The 19,232-nt window shown below is 67.9% G+C and carries 18 protein-coding genes; 12 read left to right on the top strand and 6 right to left on the bottom strand.

Going from position 1 to position 19,232, the window contains the following annotated elements; translation table 11 throughout:
* Positions 1–52: 52 nt before the first annotated feature.
* From B9Y70_RS09750 to B9Y70_RS09735, 4 genes are all read left to right on the top strand, one after another.
* Positions 53–586 (top strand): type 1 glutamine amidotransferase domain-containing protein, encoded by a 534-nt coding sequence (locus tag B9Y70_RS09750; RefSeq protein ID WP_085550080.1) that lies wholly within the window; start codon positions 53–55, stop codon positions 584–586.
* Between the two features lie 64 nt (positions 587–650).
* The gene (locus B9Y70_RS09745) at positions 651–2,102 is read left to right on the top strand and encodes an aldehyde dehydrogenase family protein (protein WP_085550172.1); all 1,452 of its coding nucleotides are present in this window, start codon (positions 651–653) and stop codon (positions 2,100–2,102) included.
* Between the two features lie 24 nt (positions 2,103–2,126).
* Positions 2,127–3,002, top strand: coding sequence for a 16S rRNA (adenine(1518)-N(6)/adenine(1519)-N(6))-dimethyltransferase RsmA (gene rsmA / locus B9Y70_RS09740; RefSeq protein WP_085550079.1), 876 nt, complete (start codon positions 2,127–2,129; stop codon positions 3,000–3,002).
* Positions 2,999–3,967 (top strand): 4-(cytidine 5'-diphospho)-2-C-methyl-D-erythritol kinase, encoded by a 969-nt coding sequence (locus B9Y70_RS09735; protein ID WP_240309222.1) that lies wholly within the window; start codon positions 2,999–3,001, stop codon positions 3,965–3,967. Before rsmA ends, B9Y70_RS09735 begins: the two co-directional genes overlap by 4 nt.
* Here the strand turns inward: B9Y70_RS09735 and B9Y70_RS09730 are convergent.
* Both B9Y70_RS09730 and B9Y70_RS09725 read right to left on the bottom strand, forming a co-directional pair.
* Positions 3,960–5,390, bottom strand: coding sequence for an HNH endonuclease signature motif containing protein (locus tag B9Y70_RS09730; RefSeq protein WP_085550077.1), 1,431 nt, complete (start codon positions 5,388–5,390; stop codon positions 3,960–3,962). The genes B9Y70_RS09735 and B9Y70_RS09730 overlap by 8 nt on opposite strands.
* Before the next feature lie 146 nt (positions 5,391–5,536).
* Positions 5,537–6,901 carry a hypothetical protein gene (locus B9Y70_RS09725; RefSeq protein ID WP_085550076.1) on the bottom strand — a complete coding sequence of 455 codons (1,365 nt, stop codon included), beginning with the start codon at positions 6,899–6,901 and terminating at the stop codon, positions 5,537–5,539.
* Positions 6,902–6,996: 95 nt separating this feature from the next.
* On the opposite strand from B9Y70_RS09725, the gene B9Y70_RS09720 reads away from it, so the two are divergent.
* Positions 6,997–8,805 carry an ABC-F family ATP-binding cassette domain-containing protein gene (locus B9Y70_RS09720; RefSeq protein ID WP_085550075.1) on the top strand — a complete coding sequence of 603 codons (1,809 nt, stop codon included), beginning with the start codon at positions 6,997–6,999 and terminating at the stop codon, positions 8,803–8,805.
* Here the strand turns inward: B9Y70_RS09720 and B9Y70_RS09715 are convergent.
* Positions 8,802–9,260, bottom strand: coding sequence for a TlpA disulfide reductase family protein (locus B9Y70_RS09715; RefSeq protein WP_085550074.1), 459 nt, complete (start codon positions 9,258–9,260; stop codon positions 8,802–8,804). The two genes, B9Y70_RS09720 and B9Y70_RS09715, sit on opposite strands and share 4 nt — an antisense overlap.
* Before the next feature lie 62 nt (positions 9,261–9,322).
* On the opposite strand from B9Y70_RS09715, the gene B9Y70_RS09710 reads away from it, so the two are divergent.
* A complete protein-coding gene (locus tag B9Y70_RS09710; protein ID WP_085550073.1) occupies positions 9,323–9,646 on the top strand; it encodes a putative quinol monooxygenase in 324 nt (107 codons plus the stop codon).
* A gap of 16 nt (positions 9,647–9,662) precedes the next feature.
* Positions 9,663–10,544, top strand: a complete 882-nt coding sequence (ppk2, locus tag B9Y70_RS09705) for a polyphosphate kinase 2 (protein WP_085550072.1) — start codon at positions 9,663–9,665, stop codon at positions 10,542–10,544.
* On the opposite strand, the gene B9Y70_RS09700 is transcribed toward ppk2, so the two are convergent.
* The gene (locus tag B9Y70_RS09700; RefSeq protein ID WP_085550071.1) at positions 10,545–11,315 is read right to left on the bottom strand and encodes an HAD family hydrolase; all 771 of its coding nucleotides are present in this window, start codon (positions 11,313–11,315) and stop codon (positions 10,545–10,547) included.
* A 34-nt stretch (positions 11,316–11,349) separates the two neighbouring features.
* On the opposite strand from B9Y70_RS09700, the gene B9Y70_RS09695 reads away from it, so the two are divergent.
* Both B9Y70_RS09695 and B9Y70_RS09690 read left to right on the top strand, forming a co-directional pair.
* Complete coding sequence (locus B9Y70_RS09695) at positions 11,350–12,357, top strand: 3-hydroxyisobutyryl-CoA hydrolase (RefSeq protein WP_085550070.1); 1,008 nt, start codon at positions 11,350–11,352, stop codon at positions 12,355–12,357.
* A complete protein-coding gene (locus B9Y70_RS09690; RefSeq protein WP_085550069.1) occupies positions 12,354–13,007 on the top strand; it encodes a DUF1648 domain-containing protein in 654 nt (217 codons plus the stop codon). Before B9Y70_RS09695 ends, B9Y70_RS09690 begins: the two co-directional genes overlap by 4 nt.
* On the opposite strand, the gene B9Y70_RS09685 is transcribed toward B9Y70_RS09690, so the two are convergent.
* On the bottom strand, positions 12,979–14,088 hold the full coding sequence (locus B9Y70_RS09685; RefSeq protein WP_085550068.1) for a DUF6882 domain-containing protein: 1,110 nt from the start codon (positions 14,086–14,088) through the stop codon (positions 12,979–12,981). The two genes, B9Y70_RS09690 and B9Y70_RS09685, sit on opposite strands and share 29 nt — an antisense overlap.
* A gap of 85 nt (positions 14,089–14,173) precedes the next feature.
* Entirely contained in the window at positions 14,174–16,372 is a 2,199-nt protein-coding gene (gene glcB, locus B9Y70_RS09680; RefSeq protein WP_085550067.1) for a malate synthase G, read from the bottom strand.
* Between the two features lie 469 nt (positions 16,373–16,841).
* On the opposite strand from glcB, the gene aceA reads away from it, so the two are divergent.
* The 3 genes from aceA (at position 16,842) to B9Y70_RS09665 (ending at position 19,222) form a co-directional block, all read left to right on the top strand.
* Complete coding sequence (aceA, locus tag B9Y70_RS09675) at positions 16,842–18,137, top strand: isocitrate lyase (protein WP_085550066.1); 1,296 nt, start codon at positions 16,842–16,844, stop codon at positions 18,135–18,137.
* Positions 18,138–18,263: 126 nt separating this feature from the next.
* The gene (rraA, locus tag B9Y70_RS09670) at positions 18,264–18,767 is read left to right on the top strand and encodes a ribonuclease E activity regulator RraA (protein WP_085550065.1); all 504 of its coding nucleotides are present in this window, start codon (positions 18,264–18,266) and stop codon (positions 18,765–18,767) included.
* Between the two features lie 104 nt (positions 18,768–18,871).
* Complete coding sequence (locus tag B9Y70_RS09665) at positions 18,872–19,222, top strand: SPW repeat domain-containing protein (RefSeq protein WP_085550064.1); 351 nt, start codon at positions 18,872–18,874, stop codon at positions 19,220–19,222.
* Positions 19,223–19,232: the final 10 nt, after the last annotated feature.

The following is a 19,232-nucleotide window of genomic DNA, read 5'->3' as shown; positions in this document are numbered from 1 at the left end:
AAATCATTACCCTCGGGGCATACAACCTGTACGCAACCCGAAAGGTAATGCCATGTCCGATCTCTCCAACGTCAAGGTCGCCGTCCTCTCCACCGACGGTTTCGAGGATTCCGAGCTGACCAAGCCGGTCGAGGCCGTCCGCGAGGCGGGTGCCACGGTGACCATCATCGCGCCGGAGGCCGGCACCATCGAGGGTAAGAACGGCACCGAGGTCTCCGTCGACGCGGTCACCGCTGACGTCGATCCGGCTGATTACGACGCCCTCATCCTGCCCGGCGGCACCGGCAACGCTGACAAGCTGCGCATGGACGGCCCGGCCGTCGAGTTCGTGAAGAAGCACTTCGCCGCCAACAAGCCGGTGGGCGTCATCTGCCACGGTGGCTGGATCCTCACCGACGCGGACGTCATCAAGGGCCGCACCCTCACCTCCTACGAGTCGATCAAGACCGACCTGCGCAACGCGGGTGCCACCTGGGTTGACGAGGAGGTCCACGTGGACAACGGCCTCGTCTCCTCCCGCACCCCGGACGATCTCCCGGCCTTCAACGCCAAGATCGTCGAGGAGTTCGCGGAGGGTCAGCACTAGAAACCCATATACTGAACGGTCAGTTGGTAATCCCCTCGAAAGGACCACCGTGACCGTCACCGGAATGTTCGCCGATCAGCCCGTCGCCTCCCAGTTCATCGGAGGTGAATGGCGGGACGGCAGCTCCGACCGCACCGTCGACGTCACCAACCCCTACGACGACACGGTGGTGACCAGCATCCGCCTGGCCGACGCCTCCGACCTCGACGCCGCCTACGAGGCCGCGCAGGACGCGCAGCGCGAGTGGGCGGCGACGGGGCCGGCGGGGCGTCGCAAAGTGATGCTCGCGGCGGCCGAGATCCTGCGGTCCCGTCGCCACGAGATCGTCGACTGGCTCGTCCGCGAGAGCGGCTCCACGATGATGAAGGCCCACATCGAGGTCAGCCTCGCGGTCACCATGACCCAGGAGGCCGCGTCCTTCCCGACGCGCGTGTCCGGTCAGATCTTCGACACCAACACCCCGAACCGTGAGGTCCGCGTCGAGCGCGGCCCGGTCGGGGTCGTCGGTGTCATCAGCCCGTGGAACTTCCCCCTCCACCTCACCCAGCGCTCCGTTGCGCCCGCCCTGGCACTGGGCAACGCCGTGGTGATCAAGCCCGCCAGCGACACGCCCGTCACCGGCGGCCTCCTCCTGGCGCGCGTCTTCGAGGAGGCCGGCCTGCCCGCCGGCGTTCTCAACGTCGTCGTCGGGGCCGGTTCCGAGATCGGAGACGAGTTCGTCGCCCACCGCATCCCCGGTCTCATCAGCTTCACCGGTTCCACCCCGGTGGGCAAGAACGTCGGCCGCGTCGCCATGACCGGCGACCATCTCAAGCCCGTCGCCCTCGAACTCGGCGGCAACGCCCCCTTCGTCGTGCTTGCCGACGCCGACCTCGACGCCGCCGTCCACGCCGCCGTCGGCGGTGCCTTCCTCCACTCCGGCCAGATCTGCATGGCGGTCAACCGCATCATCGTGGAGGAGCCGGTGCGGGAGGCGTTCGTCGAGATGTTCGTCGCGGCCACCCGCAGTGTCGCCGTCGGCGACCCGGGGGACAAGCGCACCCTCGTCGGCCCCATCATCAACGACTCCCAGGTGGAGTCCCTGCAGGGCAAGATCGCCCTCGCCCGCGAAGAGGGCGCCACGGTGGAGCTCGACGGCGAGCTCGACGGCCGCGTCCTCCCCCCGCACATCTTCAGCGACGTCTCCCCGGAGTCGGAGCTCGCCCGCGAGGAGATCTTCGGCCCACTCGTCGGCATCCTCACCGCACGCGACGCCGACCACGCCCTCGAGCTGGCCAACGAGGCCACCTTCGGCCTCACCGCCTCCGTGTTCACCCAGGACCTCGACCGCGGCCTGCGCTTCGCCCGCCGCATGGCATCAGGCATGGCGTTCGTCAACGAGGGGCCCATCCAGGACGAGGCGCACGTCGCGTTCGGAGGCACCCGCAACTCCGGCCTCGGCCGTTTCAACGGAGAGTGGGCCATCGACGCCTTCACCTCCACGCAGACTCTCGGCGTCGTCCGAATCGGTGACTAACCGCAGGTGGTCTAGATTGGTTGCATGACCTCCAGTGACCAGCCCGCCGACCTGCTCGGCCCCGTGGAGATCCGCACCCTGGCGGAGAAACTCGACGTCACCCCAACGAAGAAGCTCGGCCAGAACTTCCTGCACGACCCCAACACCGTGCGGATGATCATCGCGGCCGCCGACCTCGACCCCCACGACCATGTCGTCGAGGTCGGGCCCGGGCTCGGTTCGCTGACGCTGGGCCTTCTGGACACGGTAGACAAGGTCACCGCAGTGGAGATCGATCCGCGCCTGGCAGCGGAGCTGCCCGCCACCGCCGCATGGCGTGCCCCCGCCCACGCGGACAGGCTCACCATCGTGCAGAAGGACGCCCTCAAGGTGGAGCCCGCCGACCTCGGCGAGCCGACCGCTCTCGTCGCCAACCTGCCCTACAACGTCTCCGTCCCCGTGCTGCTGCACCTGCTGGCGACTTTCCCGTCGATCCGCCGGGTGCTCGTCATGGTGCAGGCCGAGGTCGCCGACCGACTGGCCGCCCGCCCGGGGTCCAAGATCTACGGCGTCCCCAGCGTGAAGGCGGCGTTCTACGGAGACGTCCGTCGCGCCGGATCCGTCGGCAAGCACGTCTTCTGGCCGGCCCCCAACATCGAGTCCGGCCTGGTGCGCATCGACCGCTTCAACCCGGGCAGCGAGCCCTGGCCGATCTCGGACGAATCCCGTGCCCAGGTGTGGCCGGTCATCGACGCCGCGTTCGCCCAGCGCCGCAAGACCCTGCGTGCTGCCCTGTCCGGGCACTACGGTTCCGGGGCCGCAGCCGAGGAGGCTCTCCGCGCCGCGGACATCGACCCGCAGCTGCGCGGCGAGAAGCTCGACGTCACCGACTTCGTCCGCCTGGCGGGGGTCGGCGCATGACCCGGCGCATGCGCACCGTCACCGCCCGCGGCCACGCGAAGGTCAACCTGCACCTGGGCGTCGGTGCCCTGCGCCCCGACGGCTATCACGACCTCGTCTCCGTCTTCCAGTCCCTCAACCTCTCAGACACGGTCACCCTGGAACTCGCGCCCGACACGGACCGGGTCAGTGAGGGCACCATCGTCTCCGGACTGTCCGTGACCGGCATGGACGCGGCGTCGGTGCCGACGGATGACACGAACCTGGCCTGGCGCGCCGTCGATAAGCTCGTCGACCACTACCGCGGGCACCACGACCTGGAGGAGGCCCAGCGGGTGCACATCAGCATCCACAAGGGGATCCCCACCGCCGGCGGCATGGCCGGCGGATCCGCCGACGCCGCGGCCGCCCTCGTGGCCGCGCACGCCCTCCTCTCCGAGCGCCTGCCGGCCCTGACCTCCGCGACCCTGCTCGAGATGGCCGCGGACCTCGGCTCCGATGTGCCGTTCACCCTGCAGGGCGGGACGATGCTCGGCACCGGGCGTGGCGAGCAGCTCACGCCGATGCTCTCCCGCGGGACGTACCACTGGGCACTCGTCTTCTTCAAGGAGGGGCTGTCCACCCCGGTGGTGTTCCGGGAGCTCGACGACATGCGGGAACAGGGGACGGCGCCGGGCCCACGCATGGAGACCGAGGTTCTGTCGAAGGCCCTGCTCAGCGGCAATCCGCGCGAGGTCGCCGGGGCCCTCCACAACGACCTGGAGGTGCCTGCCCGGCACCTGCGCCCGGACGTCGAGGCCATGCGCCGCGCGGGCCTGGACGCCGGAGCCCTCATGGGGATGGTGTCCGGTTCGGGTCCGACCGTGGCGTTTCTGTGCGAATCGGAGCTTCACGCGCGGGATGTCCTCGATGATCTCCTGGCCGACGGTGCGTACTCGGGAACGGTCGCCCACGGCCCCGCGAAGGGCGCCCACCTCATCAGTTGACGTCCTCGGGGGTCCGCCGCTGCGGACTCTCCGCCGCCTCCGCTGCTTCCTCCGATTCGGGATCCGCGAAGCTGTCCGCGTGCTCCCACACCTGCAGCAGATCCTCATCGCCCTTCGGCACCGGTCCGGAGAAGTACTTGTCACCCCAGGCACCGAGTGAAGCGTCGGTGACCGCCAACCCCCGGTTCTCCGAGGTGTAGGACTCTCCGCCCGGCAGGCGGAAGCGGAGGAACCGCGGATCCTGCTCGGGCACGATCGTCATGATGCCAGCCGACACCAGCGCGTGACACCCCGAACACAGCGGGATGAGGTTGGGGAGCTCCGTGGCCCCGCCATACTGCCAGTCGACGATGTGGTGGAACTCGAGAAACTGCGTGTGCGAACATCCGGGTCCGGCACACTGATACCCCCACGCGGTCAGCAGCGCCTTCATCTGGGCCTCGGACGCCAACCGGGTGGACCGGGTCACCTTGAGCGTCAGCCCCGTTCGATCCAGGAGGTGGAAGCGCACCGACCCGTTGAGGACATGCCGGATGAGCTGCCCCGTCTGCCCGCCGTGGTGGCCGGGCAGGAACGCGCGGTGGTCCGGCGTGAACAGTACGTTGACCTCCGCGCCGGGTGCCCGCACCCGGCTGAGCGGATGACTGCGCGCCATGTTGACCAGACCCATGAACGCCGTGAAGACCGTGACCGACAGGCCGGTTCCGAAACGTGTGCGGGTGGGAGGGTTCTCGGGCTCGGCCTCCGGCGCTGCGTGGTCGGTGACCCCGGTGACCCCGGTGTCCCCGGTGTTTCCGGTGTCCTTGTCGCGGGCCTCGTCGATGAGCTTCTCGACGGCCTCCGGATCCTCCAGCACCTCCTGGTCGACTGAGTCGAGGTCAACGAGGTTGGCCAGCTCCGAGATCTTCAGCGCCGCTTTTAACTCCGCCCCCCGCTCGGGGTCCAGGCGCCCCCAGATGCGGACCTCCCCGGTCTCAGGGTCGGTGACCACGCTGATCTTGTTGAGGGTGGGCTTCGAATCGGGCTGGTCGCGCCCGGCGAGCAGCAGAATCAGTTCCGCCAGCGGGTGTTGGCGGGCGAGAGCGATGAGCTCCTCGACGTTGTCCTCGGTCATGTAGCGCAACAGCAGGCGGACGACGGAATAGGAGAACGCGGTGTCGAGGAACGCGTCGGCGAGCTGTGGAAACCGCTGCAGCTTCCGACCGACACCGAGGTATTCGTACGCCGTGGCTCGGGAGAGGCCGAAACTGCGCTGCAGCCAGGTGGCGGTGTTGGGTGCGCCGTGGGAGCGTGCGAGGTCGCGGCGCTCGAACTCGGCGGTGGAGAGGATGAAGCGGGCCTTGTGATGGGTGAGCTGGAGGTGGGAGTCGGAGATGGCGGTGGTGAGCTGGGTGTCGGTCTGGTCGATGATGGTCGTGAGCATGTTTCCCCCGGGATGTCGAATTGGTGTTCGATCATCCGCACCGTAACATGCCCACCGGACATATCGATCCGGTCGCCATTATCCCAGGTCAGGGGAGTCTGCAGTCCGCAGCTGCGGACTCCCCGGGCCCGTCGCGAAGCATCGCTCTAGTGGTCGTGGCCCTCGTGATCGTGCTCGTGACCATGATCGTGCCCGCCGGCGAGCTGCTCCGCATCGGCGGCTGCGATCCCGTCGACCACCGCGATCTCCACCGGCGCGACCTCGAGGGAGAAGCGCTCGGTGACCTCGCCGGAGGTCAGGTCGACCAGGACGAGCTCCTGCTTCTCGGCGTCGGTGATGTAGGCGATGTCGCCGGAGACCTGCAGGATCGGGCCCGGCTCCTGCCATTCGTCCTTCTCTTCCCAGGCCTCGATGGCCGGGATGTCGGCGGTGATCTCACCGGACTCGGGGTCGATCATCTTGAGGTGGCCGTCGTAGGTGAGCACGAGGGCCTCGCCGGCCGGTCCGCGGCCGAGGGAGCGGAACCAGTAGGAGCTGTCGAGCTCCACCTGCTGCATGGTGTTGTCGCGGGTGTCGATGAGGTTGATCTGGGTCGGGCGCTCGAGGTCGGCGTCCTTGTCCACCTTGTAGTCGCCGAGGATGATCGGGGAGCCGGCGTGGCCGGCGAGGTTGCCGGAACGCTGGTAGTCGACACCCTCAGCGGGGGTGATCTTGTGGAAGTCCGCGCCGTCGAACACGACCGGGCCGTCGGTGCAGCCGAACGCCACCGCGCCGTCAGTGGCGACGGCCTCACCGTGGATGCCGGGGCAGTCGGTGGTCTCGGAGATGACCTCGCCCTCGGCATCGCGGTACTGGATCGTGTGGCGCTCCTTCTCGGTGCCGACGGTGATGAGCACCGACCCGTCCCGGAACGGAACGGCCACACCGTGGTGGGGGTCGCCGCTCTCGACGAGCACGCCGTCCGCCGGGCGGTAGCCCTCGGCGATCTGGTCGGTCGGGACGATGAGGGCCGTGCCCGCGCCGTCGGAGAACAGGGCGGTCAGGCCGTCGTTGACGGTGACGTGGCCGGCGAGGTCGGCATCGTAGGCGAGGTCGCGCAGCTCCGGGTCGCCGGAGTAGTGGTGGGCGTGGTCACCGTGCGGGCGGGACTTCAGCGCGGCGTCGAAGGCGACGAACTTGTTGCCGTCGGTGACCATGACGTGGCGTCCATCGCCGGAGTTGTTCAGGCGCTGGAAGCCGGAAAGCTCCGTCTCGGAGATGATCTCGCCGGTGGCGGTGTCGAGGACGCTGAGGCCGTCCTCGTGGGCGATGACCACGCGCGGCGTGATGCTGGAGACCTCCTTGAGCTCGCTTGCCGACGCCCCGACGTGCGCGCTGCTCGTCGCGGCAGCGGTGGTCTCGGTGGTGGCGGTGGTGGCGGTGTCGGTTGCGGCGTCACCGCAGGCGGCGAGGAGCAGGGACGTGAGGACTGCGGGCACGGCGAGTGCGCCGGGGCGGATTCGTTTCTGCATGCGCGGAACATTAATGCAAACGATAACCGTTATCAACTGCCGCGCCGGAAAGATTGCCTGCCGTCCCGCCCCAACGCCTAGACTGACCTGTTGACATGACGAATCTGATTAATCTCGAGAACGTCTCCAAGACCTGGGGGCTCAAGACCCTGCTCGACGGCGTGAGCCTCGGCGTGCAGAGCGGCGACCGTATCGGCGTGGTCGGCCTCAACGGCGGTGGCAAGACCACCCTCCTGGAGGTGCTCACCGGCATCGAGGAGCCTGACGCAGGCCGCGTCTCCCACAACTCCGACCTGCGCATGGCGGTGGTCACCCAGCGCGCCGAACTCAACCCGGAGGACACGATCGCCGACGTCGTCGTCGCGCCCCTCGGGCTCCAGACCTACGAGTGGGCATCCAACGCCCGTGTCCGCGAGGTCCTCGGCGGGCTCGGCGTCGCGGAGCTCGGCCTGGACACCCGGGTCGGCAGCCTCTCCGGTGGCGAACGACGCCGCGTCAACCTCGCCGCCGCGCTCGTGCGCGACCTCGACCTCGTCGTCCTCGACGAGCCCACCAACCACCTCGACGTCGAGGGCGTGCAGTGGCTGGCGCAGCACCTGCTGGCCCGCCGGATCGCCGTCGTCGTGGTCACCCACGACCGCTGGTTCCTCGACCAGGTGGCCACCCTGACCTGGGAGGTGCACGACGGTCGGGTAGACACCTACGAGGGTGGTTACAACGACTGGATCTTCGCCCGCGCCGAGCGGGCCCGCCAGGCCGACGCCATCGAGCAACGCCGCCAGAACCTGGCCCGCAAGGAACTCGCCTGGCTGCGTCGCGGTGCCCCTGCACGTACTTCCAAGCCCCGCTACCGCATCGAGGCCGCCGAGGCACTCATTGCCGACGTCCCCGCCCCGCGTGACACCGTCGAGCTCATGGCGTTCTCCCGCCAGCGGCAGGGCAAGGTCGTCATCGAACTCGAGGACGCCCGCGTGGAGACCCCGGACGGACGCATGCTCGTCGACCACCTCACCTGGCGCCTCGCGCCGGGCGAGCGCATCGGCCTCGTCGGTGTCAACGGCTCCGGCAAAACCACCCTTCTGCGCACCCTCGCCGGCGAGCATCCCCTCGCCGCCGGGCGCCGCATCGAGGGTCAGACGGTGCGCCTCGGGTGGCTGCGCCAGGAACTCGACGACCTCGACCCGAAGCGCACGCTTCTCGACGCCGTCGAGGACGTCGCCACCTACGTCCACCTGGGCAGGCGCGAGCTGTCAGCCTCCCAGCTCGCCGAGCGTCTCGGCTTCTCGCCGAAGCGCCAGCGCACCCCCGTCGGCGACCTCTCCGGCGGTGAGCGCCGCCGCCTGCAGCTCACCCGCGTGCTCATGGCCGAGCCGAACGTGCTGCTTCTCGACGAGCCCACCAACGACCTCGACATCGACACCCTGCAGGAACTCGAGTCCCTCCTCGACTCCTGGCCGGGCACCCTCGTCGTCATTTCCCACGACCGCTACCTCATCGAGCGCATCGCCGACTCCACGTGGGCTCTGTTCGGCGACGGCAGGCTCACCAACCTGCCCCGGGGTATCGAGCAGTACCTCGAGGTCCGCGCGCAGCAGGCGGAGGCCGCTGGATCCGGGCCGCTCGACCTGGGGGAGCGGGACCAGGCGCCCGTCGAGAAGCAGTCGGGCCTCAGCTCGCAGGAGCAGCGCGAGCTGAAGAAGCAGCTCAACGCCCTCGAGCGGAAGATGGCCAAGCTCGACGAGCGCATCGCCACCTTCGAGCAGGAGATGGCCGTGCTGTCCGCAGCTGCGGACCCGGACTACGGCAAGATCGCCGACGCCAACGCCGCTCTCAACGAGGCCCGCGAGGAGCACGAGGCACTCGAGATGGAGTGGCTCGAGGTGGGGGAGCAGCTGGAGGGTTAGTCCTCCGCCAGCAGCGTCCCCAGCCACACCCCGAGTGCGAGGTCGTCGAGCTGGCCGAGCCAGGTCTGGCGGACGCGGCCCTGCCGGTCGATGAGCATCGTGGTGGGGGTGCCCTCCAGTCGCCAGCGTTTCATCGTCTTCGGCAGGACCTCGCCGGGGCGGTCGACGGCGACGGGGAACGTGATGCCGAACTCCTTGAGGAACACCTCCAGTGCCGCGGGGCCCGTGACGTCGTGGTGCTCGAAGACGGAGTGGATGCCCAGCACCACCAGCTGGTCGTTCTTCACCATCCGGTGCACCCGCTTCGCCTGGGGGAGGGAGTGGTTGACGCAGCCGGGGCACAGCATCTGGAAGAACTCCACCAGCACGACCCTGCCGTGCAGGTCCTCGACCGTGAGCGGGTCCGAGTTGAACCACTCGGTGACATCGAACTCGAAGGGTTCGTGGGCAGCCATGACGGCCTCCTGGGCATCCGTGTGTATTAGGTCACAGTCTACTCGTCGGTACGCTGGGGGCCATGATCCTCATCAACGTGCGATTCAAGCCCCTGCCCGAGTACGTCGACAACTTCCGTGAGCTGGTCGACGAGTTCACCACCGCCACCCGCGCCGAGGAGGGCTGCATCTTCTTCGACTGGGCGCGCAATACCGATGACCCGAGCGAGTACCTCCTCAACGAGGCCTTCCAGGACGACGCCGCCGAGGCGCACGTCAACTCCGAGCATTTCCGGAAAGCCACCGAGCTGTTCCCGACGATCCTGGCGGAGACCCCGCAGATCATCAACACGGTGATCGAGGGCAAGACGGACTGGGACCGTATGGCCGAGTTCCAGGTCGGCTGACGGTACGCTGTGAAACATGGGCAACAAGGACACCACCGACAAGGCTGAGAAAGTCACCAAGCCGAACAAACTGGACAACAAGGCCTACGAGAAGGAACTCAAGCGCCTCCAGGCGGAGCTGGTGGACATGCAGCAGTGGGTCGTCGAGACCGGTGCCCGCGTGGTCATCATCATGGAGGGCCGCGACGCCGCCGGTAAGGGTTCCGCCATCAAGCGCATCACCCAGTACCTCAACCCCCGCACCGCCCGCATCGAGGCACTGCCGGCCCCGAGCTCCCGTGAGCAGGGGCAGTGGTACTTCCAGCGGTACGTCGAGAAGCTCCCGACCGCCGGTGAGATCGTCATCTTCGACCGCTCCTGGTACAACCGCGCGGGTGTCGAGCGCGTCATGGGCTTCTGCACCTCGCAGGAGTACCGCCGCTTCCTCCACCAGGCCCCGATCTTCGAGCGCCTGCTCGTCGAGGACGGCATCATGCTGCGCAAGTACTGGTTCTCCGTCTCCGACGAGGAGCAGCTGGCGCGTTTCAAGTCGCGCCTGGAGGATCCGCTGCGCCGCTGGAAGCTCTCCCCGATGGACCTGCAGTCCATCACCCGCTGGGAGGAGTACTCGCGGGCGAAGGACGAGATGTTCATCCACACGGACATCCCCTCGGCACCCTGGTACACCGTGGAGAGCGAGGACAAGAAGCGTTCGCGCATCAACGTCATCAACCACCTGCTGTCGACGATCCCCTACGAGAAGATCGAGCGCCCCCTGCCGCAAATCCCGGAGCGCCCGGAATCCGACAACGGCTACGAGCGCCCGCCGCGCGCCGAGTTCCGCTACGTCCCTGATGTCGCGTCGAAGCTGGCGCAGCCGAAGCGCAAGAAGGACAAGGCCAAGAAGGACAGGAAGTAGCTAATCCAGCAGTGTACGGAGGACGGTGACCACGCCGGCCTCCGTGTTCGGCGGTGCGATGTGATCGGCGATCGCCTTGATGTCGGGGTGGGCGTTGTCCATCGCCCACGCCGTGCCCGCCGCCTCCAGCAGCTCGAGATCGTTGAGATAGTCTCCGAAGGCGGCGGTCTGCCGCTTATCGACGCCCATCGCCTCCGCGAGCGCCGTCAGCGCCCGGCCCTTGCCCGCGTCGGCGTGCATGATGTCCACCCAGTGGGCGCCGGAGACGACGACGTTGGCCTCGGGGGCGGCGTCGAGAAGCACGGGGTAGATGGTGTCCTCGGCGATGTCGGTGGTGAAGACCGCCAGCTTGATGACGTCGGTCACCGCGTGCAGGTCCTCCGTGGCGTGGCGGGAGTGGTAGTACTTCTGCAGCTCCGCCTCCGTCTCCGCCGAGATGCCCGGGCGGTGGTAGGCGACGGTGGGGGTGCACACCACGAGGTCCATGTCCGCGGCGAGGGCGACATCGATGACGGCGTGGACGGTGGCGTCGTCGAGAAGCGTGGTGGACACGATCTCCCCGTCGTGGAAGACGCACGTGCCGTTCTCGGCGATGAACGTGTCGCCGGGGAAGATCGCCTGCAGGGTCGCCAGCTGGCGGCCGGAGGCGGGTGCCACGGCGACGTCGCGGGCGCGCAGCTCGTCGAGGACGGGCCAGAAGGAGTCGGGGATCTGACCGGCGGCGTCGAGCAGCGTGCCGTCCATGTCGAGGGCGATGATCCGGAACTCCATTACTGTGACCTTTCGCGTCGGTAGGCTGTCGGGCATGAATGAACAGCCCGTGAATGTCAGCGTCCGCCAGCGTACCGGTGTCCTCGAACTGGACCGTCCGAAGGCGCTCAACAGCCTCAACCACGAGATGATCCGCATCATCACCGACGCCCTCGAGGGGTGGCGCGAGGATCCGGACATCGAGCAGGTGCTCATCGTCTCCGCCTCGCCGAAGGCCTTCTGCGCCGGCGGTGACGTGCGTCAGGCCCGCGACGGCATCCTCGCCGGGGACCACGGCCCGGTGGATCAGTTCCTCTCCGACGAGTACGCGATGGACAACCTCATCGGCACCTACCCCAAGCCGTACATCGCGGTGTGGGACGGCATCGTCATGGGCGGTGGCCTGGGCGTGTCCTCCCACGGCAGCCACCGCGTCACCACCGCGAAGGCGTGGGCGTCGATGCCGGAGATGGCCATCGGCTACATCACCGACGTCGGCATCTCCTGGTCCTCGCAGCGGTGGCCGAACTCCACCCCGGCGATCGGCACGTTCATCGGCCTGACCGCCTACCGCATGACCGCCGCCGACATGCTCCACCTCGGCCTGGCCACCCACCTCGTGGAGGACGCCGCCGCCTTCGCGGAGGACGTCATCGGACTCGGCGTCGACGGGGCTCTGGAGAAGCACTCCACCACCACCGACGAGCCGTCCCAGGTCGCGGCGTGGCGCGAGGACATCGAGGCCACCTTCGGCGCGGGTACGTGGGCGGACATCGACGCGGCGCTCGACGCCCACCCGAACCGCGAGTTCGTCGACACCGTCCGCGACCTCATGGCGAAGGCCTCCCCGTCCGCCACCGTCGCCGCCGCCGAGCTCTACCTGGCCAACCGCGACGCCCCCACCCTGCGTGACGGCCTCGACAACGAGGAGCGTCTCGGCGAGCTCGTCCGCCGCCAGCCCGACTTCGTCGAGGGCATCCGTGCCGTGCTGGTGGACAAGACGCAGGACGCGCAGTGGACCGACCCGCACGACCCGGAGGAGTACCGGGCCGTCCTGCGATGAGCGCCCGCACCTGGCACCTGGGCATTCCCGCCGCCGTGGCGGTGTGCCTGGTCTACCTGTGGGTGAACTTCCACCTGGTGCCCGACCCCATGCCCGTCCACTTCGGTCCCCGGGGTGAACCGGACGGCTGGGCGACGAAGTCCTTCGGGTCGGCCGTGGCGCTCGTCGCCCTGGGGCCGGGGATCGTGGCGCTCACCGGTGCCGCCAGCGCCGGGCTCACCCACGCCGTCGCGCAGGACGCGGGGGAGCGACAGCAGATGCTTTCCCGGGAGATCATGCCGCCCCTGGCCGCGTGGCTGTTCTGGATCGCCACCGTCAACGCGGTCGGCGTCACCGGCTCCCTGCTGGGCCACCACGGGCCCTTGAGCTCACTGCTCATGGTCGGGTCGCTGGTGTTGGTGACGGTGGTCTTCGCCCGTCAGATGGTGCAGGTGCACCGCCGTGTCGACGCCGCGTACCCGCCTTCGGAGAAGGACCGCCGCGGGCGCTGGGGTTTCTACTACGACCGCGACAATCCCGAGGTGCTCGTGTCACTGGAGAACGGGATGAACACGACCCTCAACCTTGCGCGCCCCGCGGCGTGGGCGATCCTCGCCGGCCTGCTCGTCGTGCCCGCCCTGCTCATCGTGCTTGTGTCGGTGGCAGGGTGACCCCGCGCCGCTGCGCGTAGGCTGCCCGGGCCCGCTGCTTGTCGACGCCCGCTCCCGGCACCGTCGCCAGCGTCACCTCCACCGCCTGCCCCGTCGTCGGGGCCTGCGGCCCCGGGAGGGTGAGTTCCGGGGCGGAGAGCAGCACCACGGCCCGGGTGTCGGCGTTGAGGGGCACCAGGGCGTGGGTCCACACGTCGAGAATCGGCTTGCACACGTCGATGAGCTCCGCGCGGGCCGGGACCCGGGGTCGGACGAGGTCGAGGATGCCGTGGTCGACGCCGAAACGCCGCAGGTTGGCGGCAGGGGAGGGCGGTAGGTACGGATCCGCCCAGCCCCAGGTCCACATGTCCCCGGTGACGGTGGCGGCGATGATGGCACCGGCATGGATGTGCCCGTTGACGGTGGCGCGTCCACCGGCGATGTCGAGGCGGATGTCGGGGTCGGGGAAGCGGCCGTCGAGAAGCAGCTGGTGCTCGACGGAGAAATAATGGGCGTCCGCCAGGACATCCTCCACCTGCAGGCCGCCGGACACGGACGTGGGGCGCCCGCCCCGGAGCGTCACCGCGGTGCCGTCGGAGAACTCGAAGGCGTCCGCGGTCTCCCGCACGCCGAGACCGCGGGCGGCGGCGAAGGCGAGGAGGGAGCGGCGGGCGTCAAGCTCCGCGGGCAGCTGCGCCAGCCCCAGGGTGAGCGCGCTGCGGAGGGGGCCGGGCGAGGGGCGGAACTCCACCGCCATCGCGCGCTGCCCGTCGGGGAAGGGGGCGAGGAAGACCGGGACGTTGCCGTGCAGGGTCCGGGCCGCACGCAGCAGCCCGTCGGAGGCCGGCTGCGGGGAGTGCAGCTCCGGGATGTCCAGGTCATGCTCCCGCGACCACACCCACTCACCGTCGACGAGCCGGGCCACCTCCGCGGCCGGGAGGTCGCGGGCGCCGGAGCGGGTGTGCACGCGCGCGGTGTCGGCCGTGTACTCCACGCCCTGCACCGTCCCCATGACACTCGACCAGGTGGCGTCGACATCGGCCTGGATGAGGGCGCCGTCGGCGCGCAGATCGTCGAGGGAGGTGGGGGAGGGAAGATGCATGCCCACCAGGATAGGCGGGGAGTCGATAAGCGGAGGACCCCGGCCACCGCGAACGGTGACCGGGGTCCTTCAGGGGTGCCGGGGACTACCTGATGCCCTGGCGCTCCTTGAACTCACGACGCTTGGCGTGCAGGATCGGCTCGGTGTAGCCGGACGGGGACTCGGTGCCCTTGAAGATGAGGTCCTTGGCGGACTGGAAACCGATGGAGTGCTCGAAGTCGATCGCCATCGGCAGGTACGCCGGGTCACCCTCGTTCTGGCGGTCGACGACCTCGGCCATGCGCTTGAGAGAGTCCATGACCTCCTCCTCGGTGACGATGCCGTGGACCAGCCAGTTGCAGACCATCTGGGAGGAGATGCGCAGGGTGGCGCGGTCCTCCATAAGGTCGATGTCGTGGATGTCCGGGACCTTGGAGCAGCCGACACCCTGCTCGACCCAGCGGACGACGTAGCCGAGGATGCCCTGGCAGTTGTTGTCCAGCTCCTCCTTCTTCTCCTCGTCGGTCCAGTCGGTGGTCGGAGACACCGGGACGGTGAGGACACCGTGGAAGGTGTCGCGGCGGCCGGCCTCCTTCAGCTTCTCCTGGACCTCGAAGATGTCGACCTCGTGGTAGTGGGTGGCGTGCAGGACAGCGCCGGTCGGGGACGGGACCCAACCGGTGGTGGCACCCTCCCGCGGCTGACCGATCTTGGCCTCGAGCATCTCGCCCATGAGCTCGGTCATGGCCCACATGCCCTTACCGATCTGGGCCTTGCCGGACAGGCCGCGGGCCAGGCCGGCGTCGACGTTGGAGTCCTCGTAGGACTGCTTCCAGGTCTCCTTCTGCATGTCGGCCTTGCGGACCATCGGGCCGGCGTACATGGAGGTGTGGATCTCATCGCCGGTGCGGTCGAGGAAGCCGGTGTTGATGAAGGCCAGGCGGTCGGCGACGGCCATGATGCAGGCGTCCAGGTTGACGGAGGTGCGACGCTCCTCGTCCATGACGCCGACCTTGAGGGTGTAGCGCGGCAGACCGAGCAGATCCTCGACGCGGCCGAACAGCTCGTTGGTGAAGGCGACCTCGTCCGGGCCGTGCTGCTTCGGCTTCACGATGTAGATGGAGCCGGTGCGGGAATTGCGCATCGGGTTGCGGACGTCCAGGCCCGGGATGGCGCAGACGACGGTGACGACGGCGTCCATGATGCCCTCGAAGACCTCTTCGCCGTCGACCAGGATGGCCGGGTTCTGCATGAGGTGACCGACGTTGCGGACGAACTGCAGGGAGCGGCCGTGGAGGCGGATCTCGGTGCCGTTGCGGCCGATGTAGGTGCGGTCCTCGTTGAGCTTACGGGTGAAGGTCTTGTCGCCGCGGGAGACCTCGACCTGCAGGTCACCGGTGTTGAGGCCGAACCAGTTGCGGTAGCCGACGACCTTGTCCTCGGCGTCGACGGCGGCGACGGAGTCCTCGAAGTCCATGATGTTGGTGACGGCGGCCTCAAGGATGATGTCCTTGACGCCGGCCTTGTCGTCCTTGCCGACCGGGGTGGACGGGTCGATCTGGATCTCGATGTGCAGGCCGTTGTTGCGCAGCAGGATGGAGGCCGGGTCCTCGAGGGAGCCGGTGAAACCGCGGTAGGCGGTCTTGTCCTGCAGGCGGTACTCCTGGTCGCCGACGTGGACGGCCAGGTAGCCGTCGATGACGGAGTACTTGTCGACGTCCGCGTGGGAGGCACCGTCGATCGGGAGAGCCTTGTCCAGGAAGTCACGGCCCCAGGCGATGACCTTCTTGCCACGGACCGGGTTGTAGCCCTTGCCCTTCTCGGCGCCGTCCTCCTCGGAGATGGCGTTGGTGCCGTAAAGTGCGTCGTACAGGGAGCCCCAGCGGGCGTTGGCGGCGTTGAGGGCGAAGCGGGCGTTGAGGATCGGGACGACCAGCTGCGGGCCACCGGTCAGGGCGATCTCGTCGTCGATGCCGCGGGTGCGGATCTCGCCCTCCTCCGGCGCGTCGACCAGGTAGCCGATCTCCCGCAGGAAGGCCTCGTGCTCGGCCGGATCCGGCTGACCCGGGTTGGCCTTGTAGTACTCGTCGAGCTGGGACTGCAGCTCGTCACGGCGGGCGAGGAGCTCCTTGTTCCGCGGGGTGAAATCCTTGACGATCTGTGCGAAGCCGGACCAGAACTCGTCGGCGTCGACGCCCACGGCCGGAAGGACGTCGTTGGCGAGGAAGTCGTGCAGGACCTTGGCGACCTGGAGGCCGGCAACGTCAATGCGCTCGGTGGTGTCCTTCGGCTCAGTCTGGGTCATCTGAATGCTCCTTGGATGGTGAGGGAATGCGGAAGTCAGTCGCGGGCAAGGCGATGCCTCCACCCTAAGTGATTCCAGTCACGGGGTAAATGGTTTCGCGGATTTCGCCGCGCGCTACCCCTGCGGTGGCAGCCGTCTCACCATGGGATTCGGGCGTGAAACCGGCTCGCATGGCCGGTACCTGCAGTTTTGTTTTTCTTTCGTTTGTGCAGGCCACAGGGCTGGGGGTGAATCGGGCATCGGGCCACCTTCTCTTGTGGCATTTGCAAAATTGGCAAAATCCCCCGCTACCCCCGCACACAATTTGGACCCCCCAACCCATTGACGGCAGGCACTTTTGCGGGCACGCTGTGAGTCATGCCACCGAAAACGGTTTAACACGCCCGACGGTGGATCCTCCTCCATCCCCCTGCCGGATGTCCGACAAGAAGGAAACCCGGCGATTAAGACAGGAAAGTGAGTCCTCTCTATGACCACTACCGGCCAGGCACGTACTGCAGCTGAGATCCAGAAGGATTGGGACGAGAACCCCCGCTGGGAGGGTATCCAGCGCGACTACACCGCAGAGCAGGTGGAGCAGCTCCAGGGCAACGTGATCGAGGAGCACACCCTCGCACGCCGCGGTGCTGAGATCCTCTGGGAGAAGGTCTCCAAGCGAGACGGCTCCTACATCAACTCCCTCGGTGCCCTCACCGGCAACATGGCTGTCCAGCAGGCCCGCGCCGGCCTGCAGGCTGTCTACCTCTCCGGCTGGCAGGTCGCCGGTGACGCCAACCTCTCCGGCCACACCTACCCGGACCAGTCCCTGTACCCGGCCAACTCCGTGCCGGCTGTCGTCCGCCGCATCAACAACGCTCTGCTGCGCGCCGACGAGATCGCCCGCGTCGAGGGTGACACCTCCGTCGAGGACTGGCTGCTCCCGATCGTCGCTGACGGCGAGGCCGGCTTCGGTGGCGCCCTCAACGTCTACGAGCTCCAGAAGGCCATGATCGCCGCTGGCGCCGCAGGCACCCACTGGGAGGATCAGCTCGCTTCCGAGAAGAAGTGTGGCCACCTCGGCGGCAAGGTCCTCATCCCGACCCAGCAGCACATCCGCACCCTGACCTCCGCTCGCCTGGCTGCCGACGTCGCCAACACCCCGACCGTCGTCATCGCCCGTACCGACGCTGAGGCCGCAACCCTCATCACCTCCGACGTTGATGACCGCGACAAGCCGTTCATCACCGGTGAGCGCACCGCTGAGGGCTTCTACAAGATCAAGAACGGCCTCGAGCCCTGCATCGCCCGTGCGAAGTCCTACGCTCCGTACGCCGACATGATCTGGATGGAGACCGGCACCCCGGACCTCGAGCTCGCCAAGAAGTTCGCTGACGGCGTCCACGAGGAGTTCCCGGACCAGCTGCTGTCCTACAACTGCTCCCCGTCCTTCAACTGGTCCGCACACCTGGATGCCGACGAGATCGCCAAGTTCCAGAAGGAGCTGGGCGCGATGGGCTTCACCTTCCAGTTCATCACCCTGGCCGGCTTCCACGCTCTCAACTACGGCATGTTCGACCTGGCCCACGGCTACGCTCGCGAGGGCATGACCGCCTTCGTCGACCTGCAGAACCGTGAGTTCAAGGCTGCCGAGGAGCGCGGCTTCACCGCCGTCAAGCACCAGCGTGAGGTTGGTGCCGGCTACTTCGACACCATCGCCACCACCGTTGACCCGGAGTCCTCCACCACCGCCCTCAAGGGCTCCACCGAGGAGGGCCAGTTCCACTAGGAACTAGCTGCTGAGCTACCGGCTCATACCCCGTAAGCGGCGTGCATCGTGAGAAATCACGGCGCACGCCGCTTCGTGTTTTCCCGCTCATCGACGTTGTCCCATCCCCGAAAGGCCTTCACCTTCATGACCATCACCTTCATCCCCACCGCCGACCTGGTCGACATCATCGGCGAGAAGATCGTCCGCTCCTGCGACACCCAGTTCCAGAATTTCGGCGGCGTCACCGAGTACTGCGGCCCCATCACCACCATCAAGTGCTTCCAGGACAACGGCCTGGTGAAACAGACCCTCAACAGCCCCGGCAACGGCGGTGTGCTGGTCGTCGACGGTGACTCCTCCGTCCACACCGCCCTCATGGGTGACATGATCGCCCAGGCCGGCGTGGACAACGGCTGGGCCGGCGTGGTCATCCTCGGCGCGATCCGCGACTCCGCGGTGGTCGGTGAGATGCAGTTCGGCACCAAGGCGCTGGGCACCAACCCGCGCAAGTCGGCCAAGGACGCCGCGGGTGAGAAGGACATCACCGTCTCCTTCGGCGGCGTCGACTTCGTCCCGGGTCACATCCTCTACGCTGACGCCGACGGCATCGTCGTCACGGAGGAGCCGATCGAGGCTCCGGCCGAGTAAGCCGCTTTTCGACGCCCGTCAAGGCACCGCCTTCCCGTCCGGGAGGCGGTGCTTTTTCTTCGACCACTGGACGATACTAAAACGTAGCGCTACCATTTAGTAGTATGACCATCACGAAGAACAGAAACGCCACCTCCGTCAACTGGGACACCCCCGACGTCCTCAACATCGCCCTCGGCGTCATCATGCTGCTGGCGCCGTTGTGGATGCCCGATCCCCAACCCCTCTGGCAGGTCCCCCTGGGTATCGCCACCATCGCCGTCGCCCTGTGGGCCGTGTTCACCCGCTCGAACACCGGCGTGGAGAAGGTGATGATCGGCATCGGTGTCCTCACCTTCGTCTCCCCGTTCCTGGGCCTCTACGGAAACCTCCTGGCCACCTGGCACGCCTGGCTCTCCGGATTCCTCACCTTCGCCGTCGCGCTGCGGGCCATCGGCGTGGCCTCCCGCCGGTGAGGAACTAATC

This window comes from Corynebacterium pollutisoli (assembly GCF_900177745.1).
In the GTDB taxonomy this organism is placed as follows: Bacteria; Actinomycetota; Actinomycetes; order Mycobacteriales; family Mycobacteriaceae; genus Corynebacterium; species Corynebacterium pollutisoli.
Note: the sequence above shows the minus strand (reverse complement) of the source record. Positions and strands in the feature narration are given on the sequence as shown.

Excerpts from the sequence above, each read along its gene's own strand:
- B9Y70_RS09685 (WP_085550068.1), bottom strand. The coding sequence starts at position 14,088 with ATGCATCTTCCCTCCCCCACCTCCCTCGACGATCTGCGCGCCGACGGC.
- aceA (WP_085550066.1), top strand. The coding sequence starts at position 16,842 with ATGACCACTACCGGCCAGGCACGTACTGCAGCTGAGATCCAGAAGGAT.
- rraA (WP_085550065.1), top strand. The coding sequence starts at position 18,264 with ATGACCATCACCTTCATCCCCACCGCCGACCTGGTCGACATCATCGGC.
- B9Y70_RS09695 (WP_085550070.1), top strand. The coding sequence starts at position 11,350 with ATGAATGAACAGCCCGTGAATGTCAGCGTCCGCCAGCGTACCGGTGTC.
- B9Y70_RS09715 (WP_085550074.1), bottom strand. The coding sequence starts at position 9,260 with ATGGCTGCCCACGAACCCTTCGAGTTCGATGTCACCGAGTGGTTCAAC.
- B9Y70_RS09720 (WP_085550075.1), top strand. The coding sequence starts at position 6,997 with ATGACGAATCTGATTAATCTCGAGAACGTCTCCAAGACCTGGGGGCTC.
- B9Y70_RS09725 (WP_085550076.1), bottom strand. The coding sequence starts at position 6,901 with ATGCAGAAACGAATCCGCCCCGGCGCACTCGCCGTGCCCGCAGTCCTC.
- B9Y70_RS09710 (WP_085550073.1), top strand. The coding sequence starts at position 9,323 with ATGATCCTCATCAACGTGCGATTCAAGCCCCTGCCCGAGTACGTCGAC.
- ppk2 (WP_085550072.1), top strand. The coding sequence starts at position 9,663 with ATGGGCAACAAGGACACCACCGACAAGGCTGAGAAAGTCACCAAGCCG.
- B9Y70_RS09730 (WP_085550077.1), bottom strand. The coding sequence starts at position 5,390 with ATGCTCACGACCATCATCGACCAGACCGACACCCAGCTCACCACCGCC.
- B9Y70_RS09745 (WP_085550172.1), top strand. The coding sequence starts at position 651 with ATGTTCGCCGATCAGCCCGTCGCCTCCCAGTTCATCGGAGGTGAATGG.
- glcB (WP_085550067.1), bottom strand. The coding sequence starts at position 16,372 with ATGACCCAGACTGAGCCGAAGGACACCACCGAGCGCATTGACGTTGCC.
- B9Y70_RS09690 (WP_085550069.1), top strand. The coding sequence starts at position 12,354 with ATGAGCGCCCGCACCTGGCACCTGGGCATTCCCGCCGCCGTGGCGGTG.
- B9Y70_RS09750 (WP_085550080.1), top strand. The coding sequence starts at position 53 with ATGTCCGATCTCTCCAACGTCAAGGTCGCCGTCCTCTCCACCGACGGT.
- B9Y70_RS09735 (WP_240309222.1), top strand. The coding sequence starts at position 2,999 with ATGACCCGGCGCATGCGCACCGTCACCGCCCGCGGCCACGCGAAGGTC.
- B9Y70_RS09700 (WP_085550071.1), bottom strand. The coding sequence starts at position 11,315 with ATGGAGTTCCGGATCATCGCCCTCGACATGGACGGCACGCTGCTCGAC.
- rsmA (WP_085550079.1), top strand. The coding sequence starts at position 2,127 with ATGACCTCCAGTGACCAGCCCGCCGACCTGCTCGGCCCCGTGGAGATC.
- B9Y70_RS09665 (WP_085550064.1), top strand. The coding sequence starts at position 18,872 with ATGACCATCACGAAGAACAGAAACGCCACCTCCGTCAACTGGGACACC.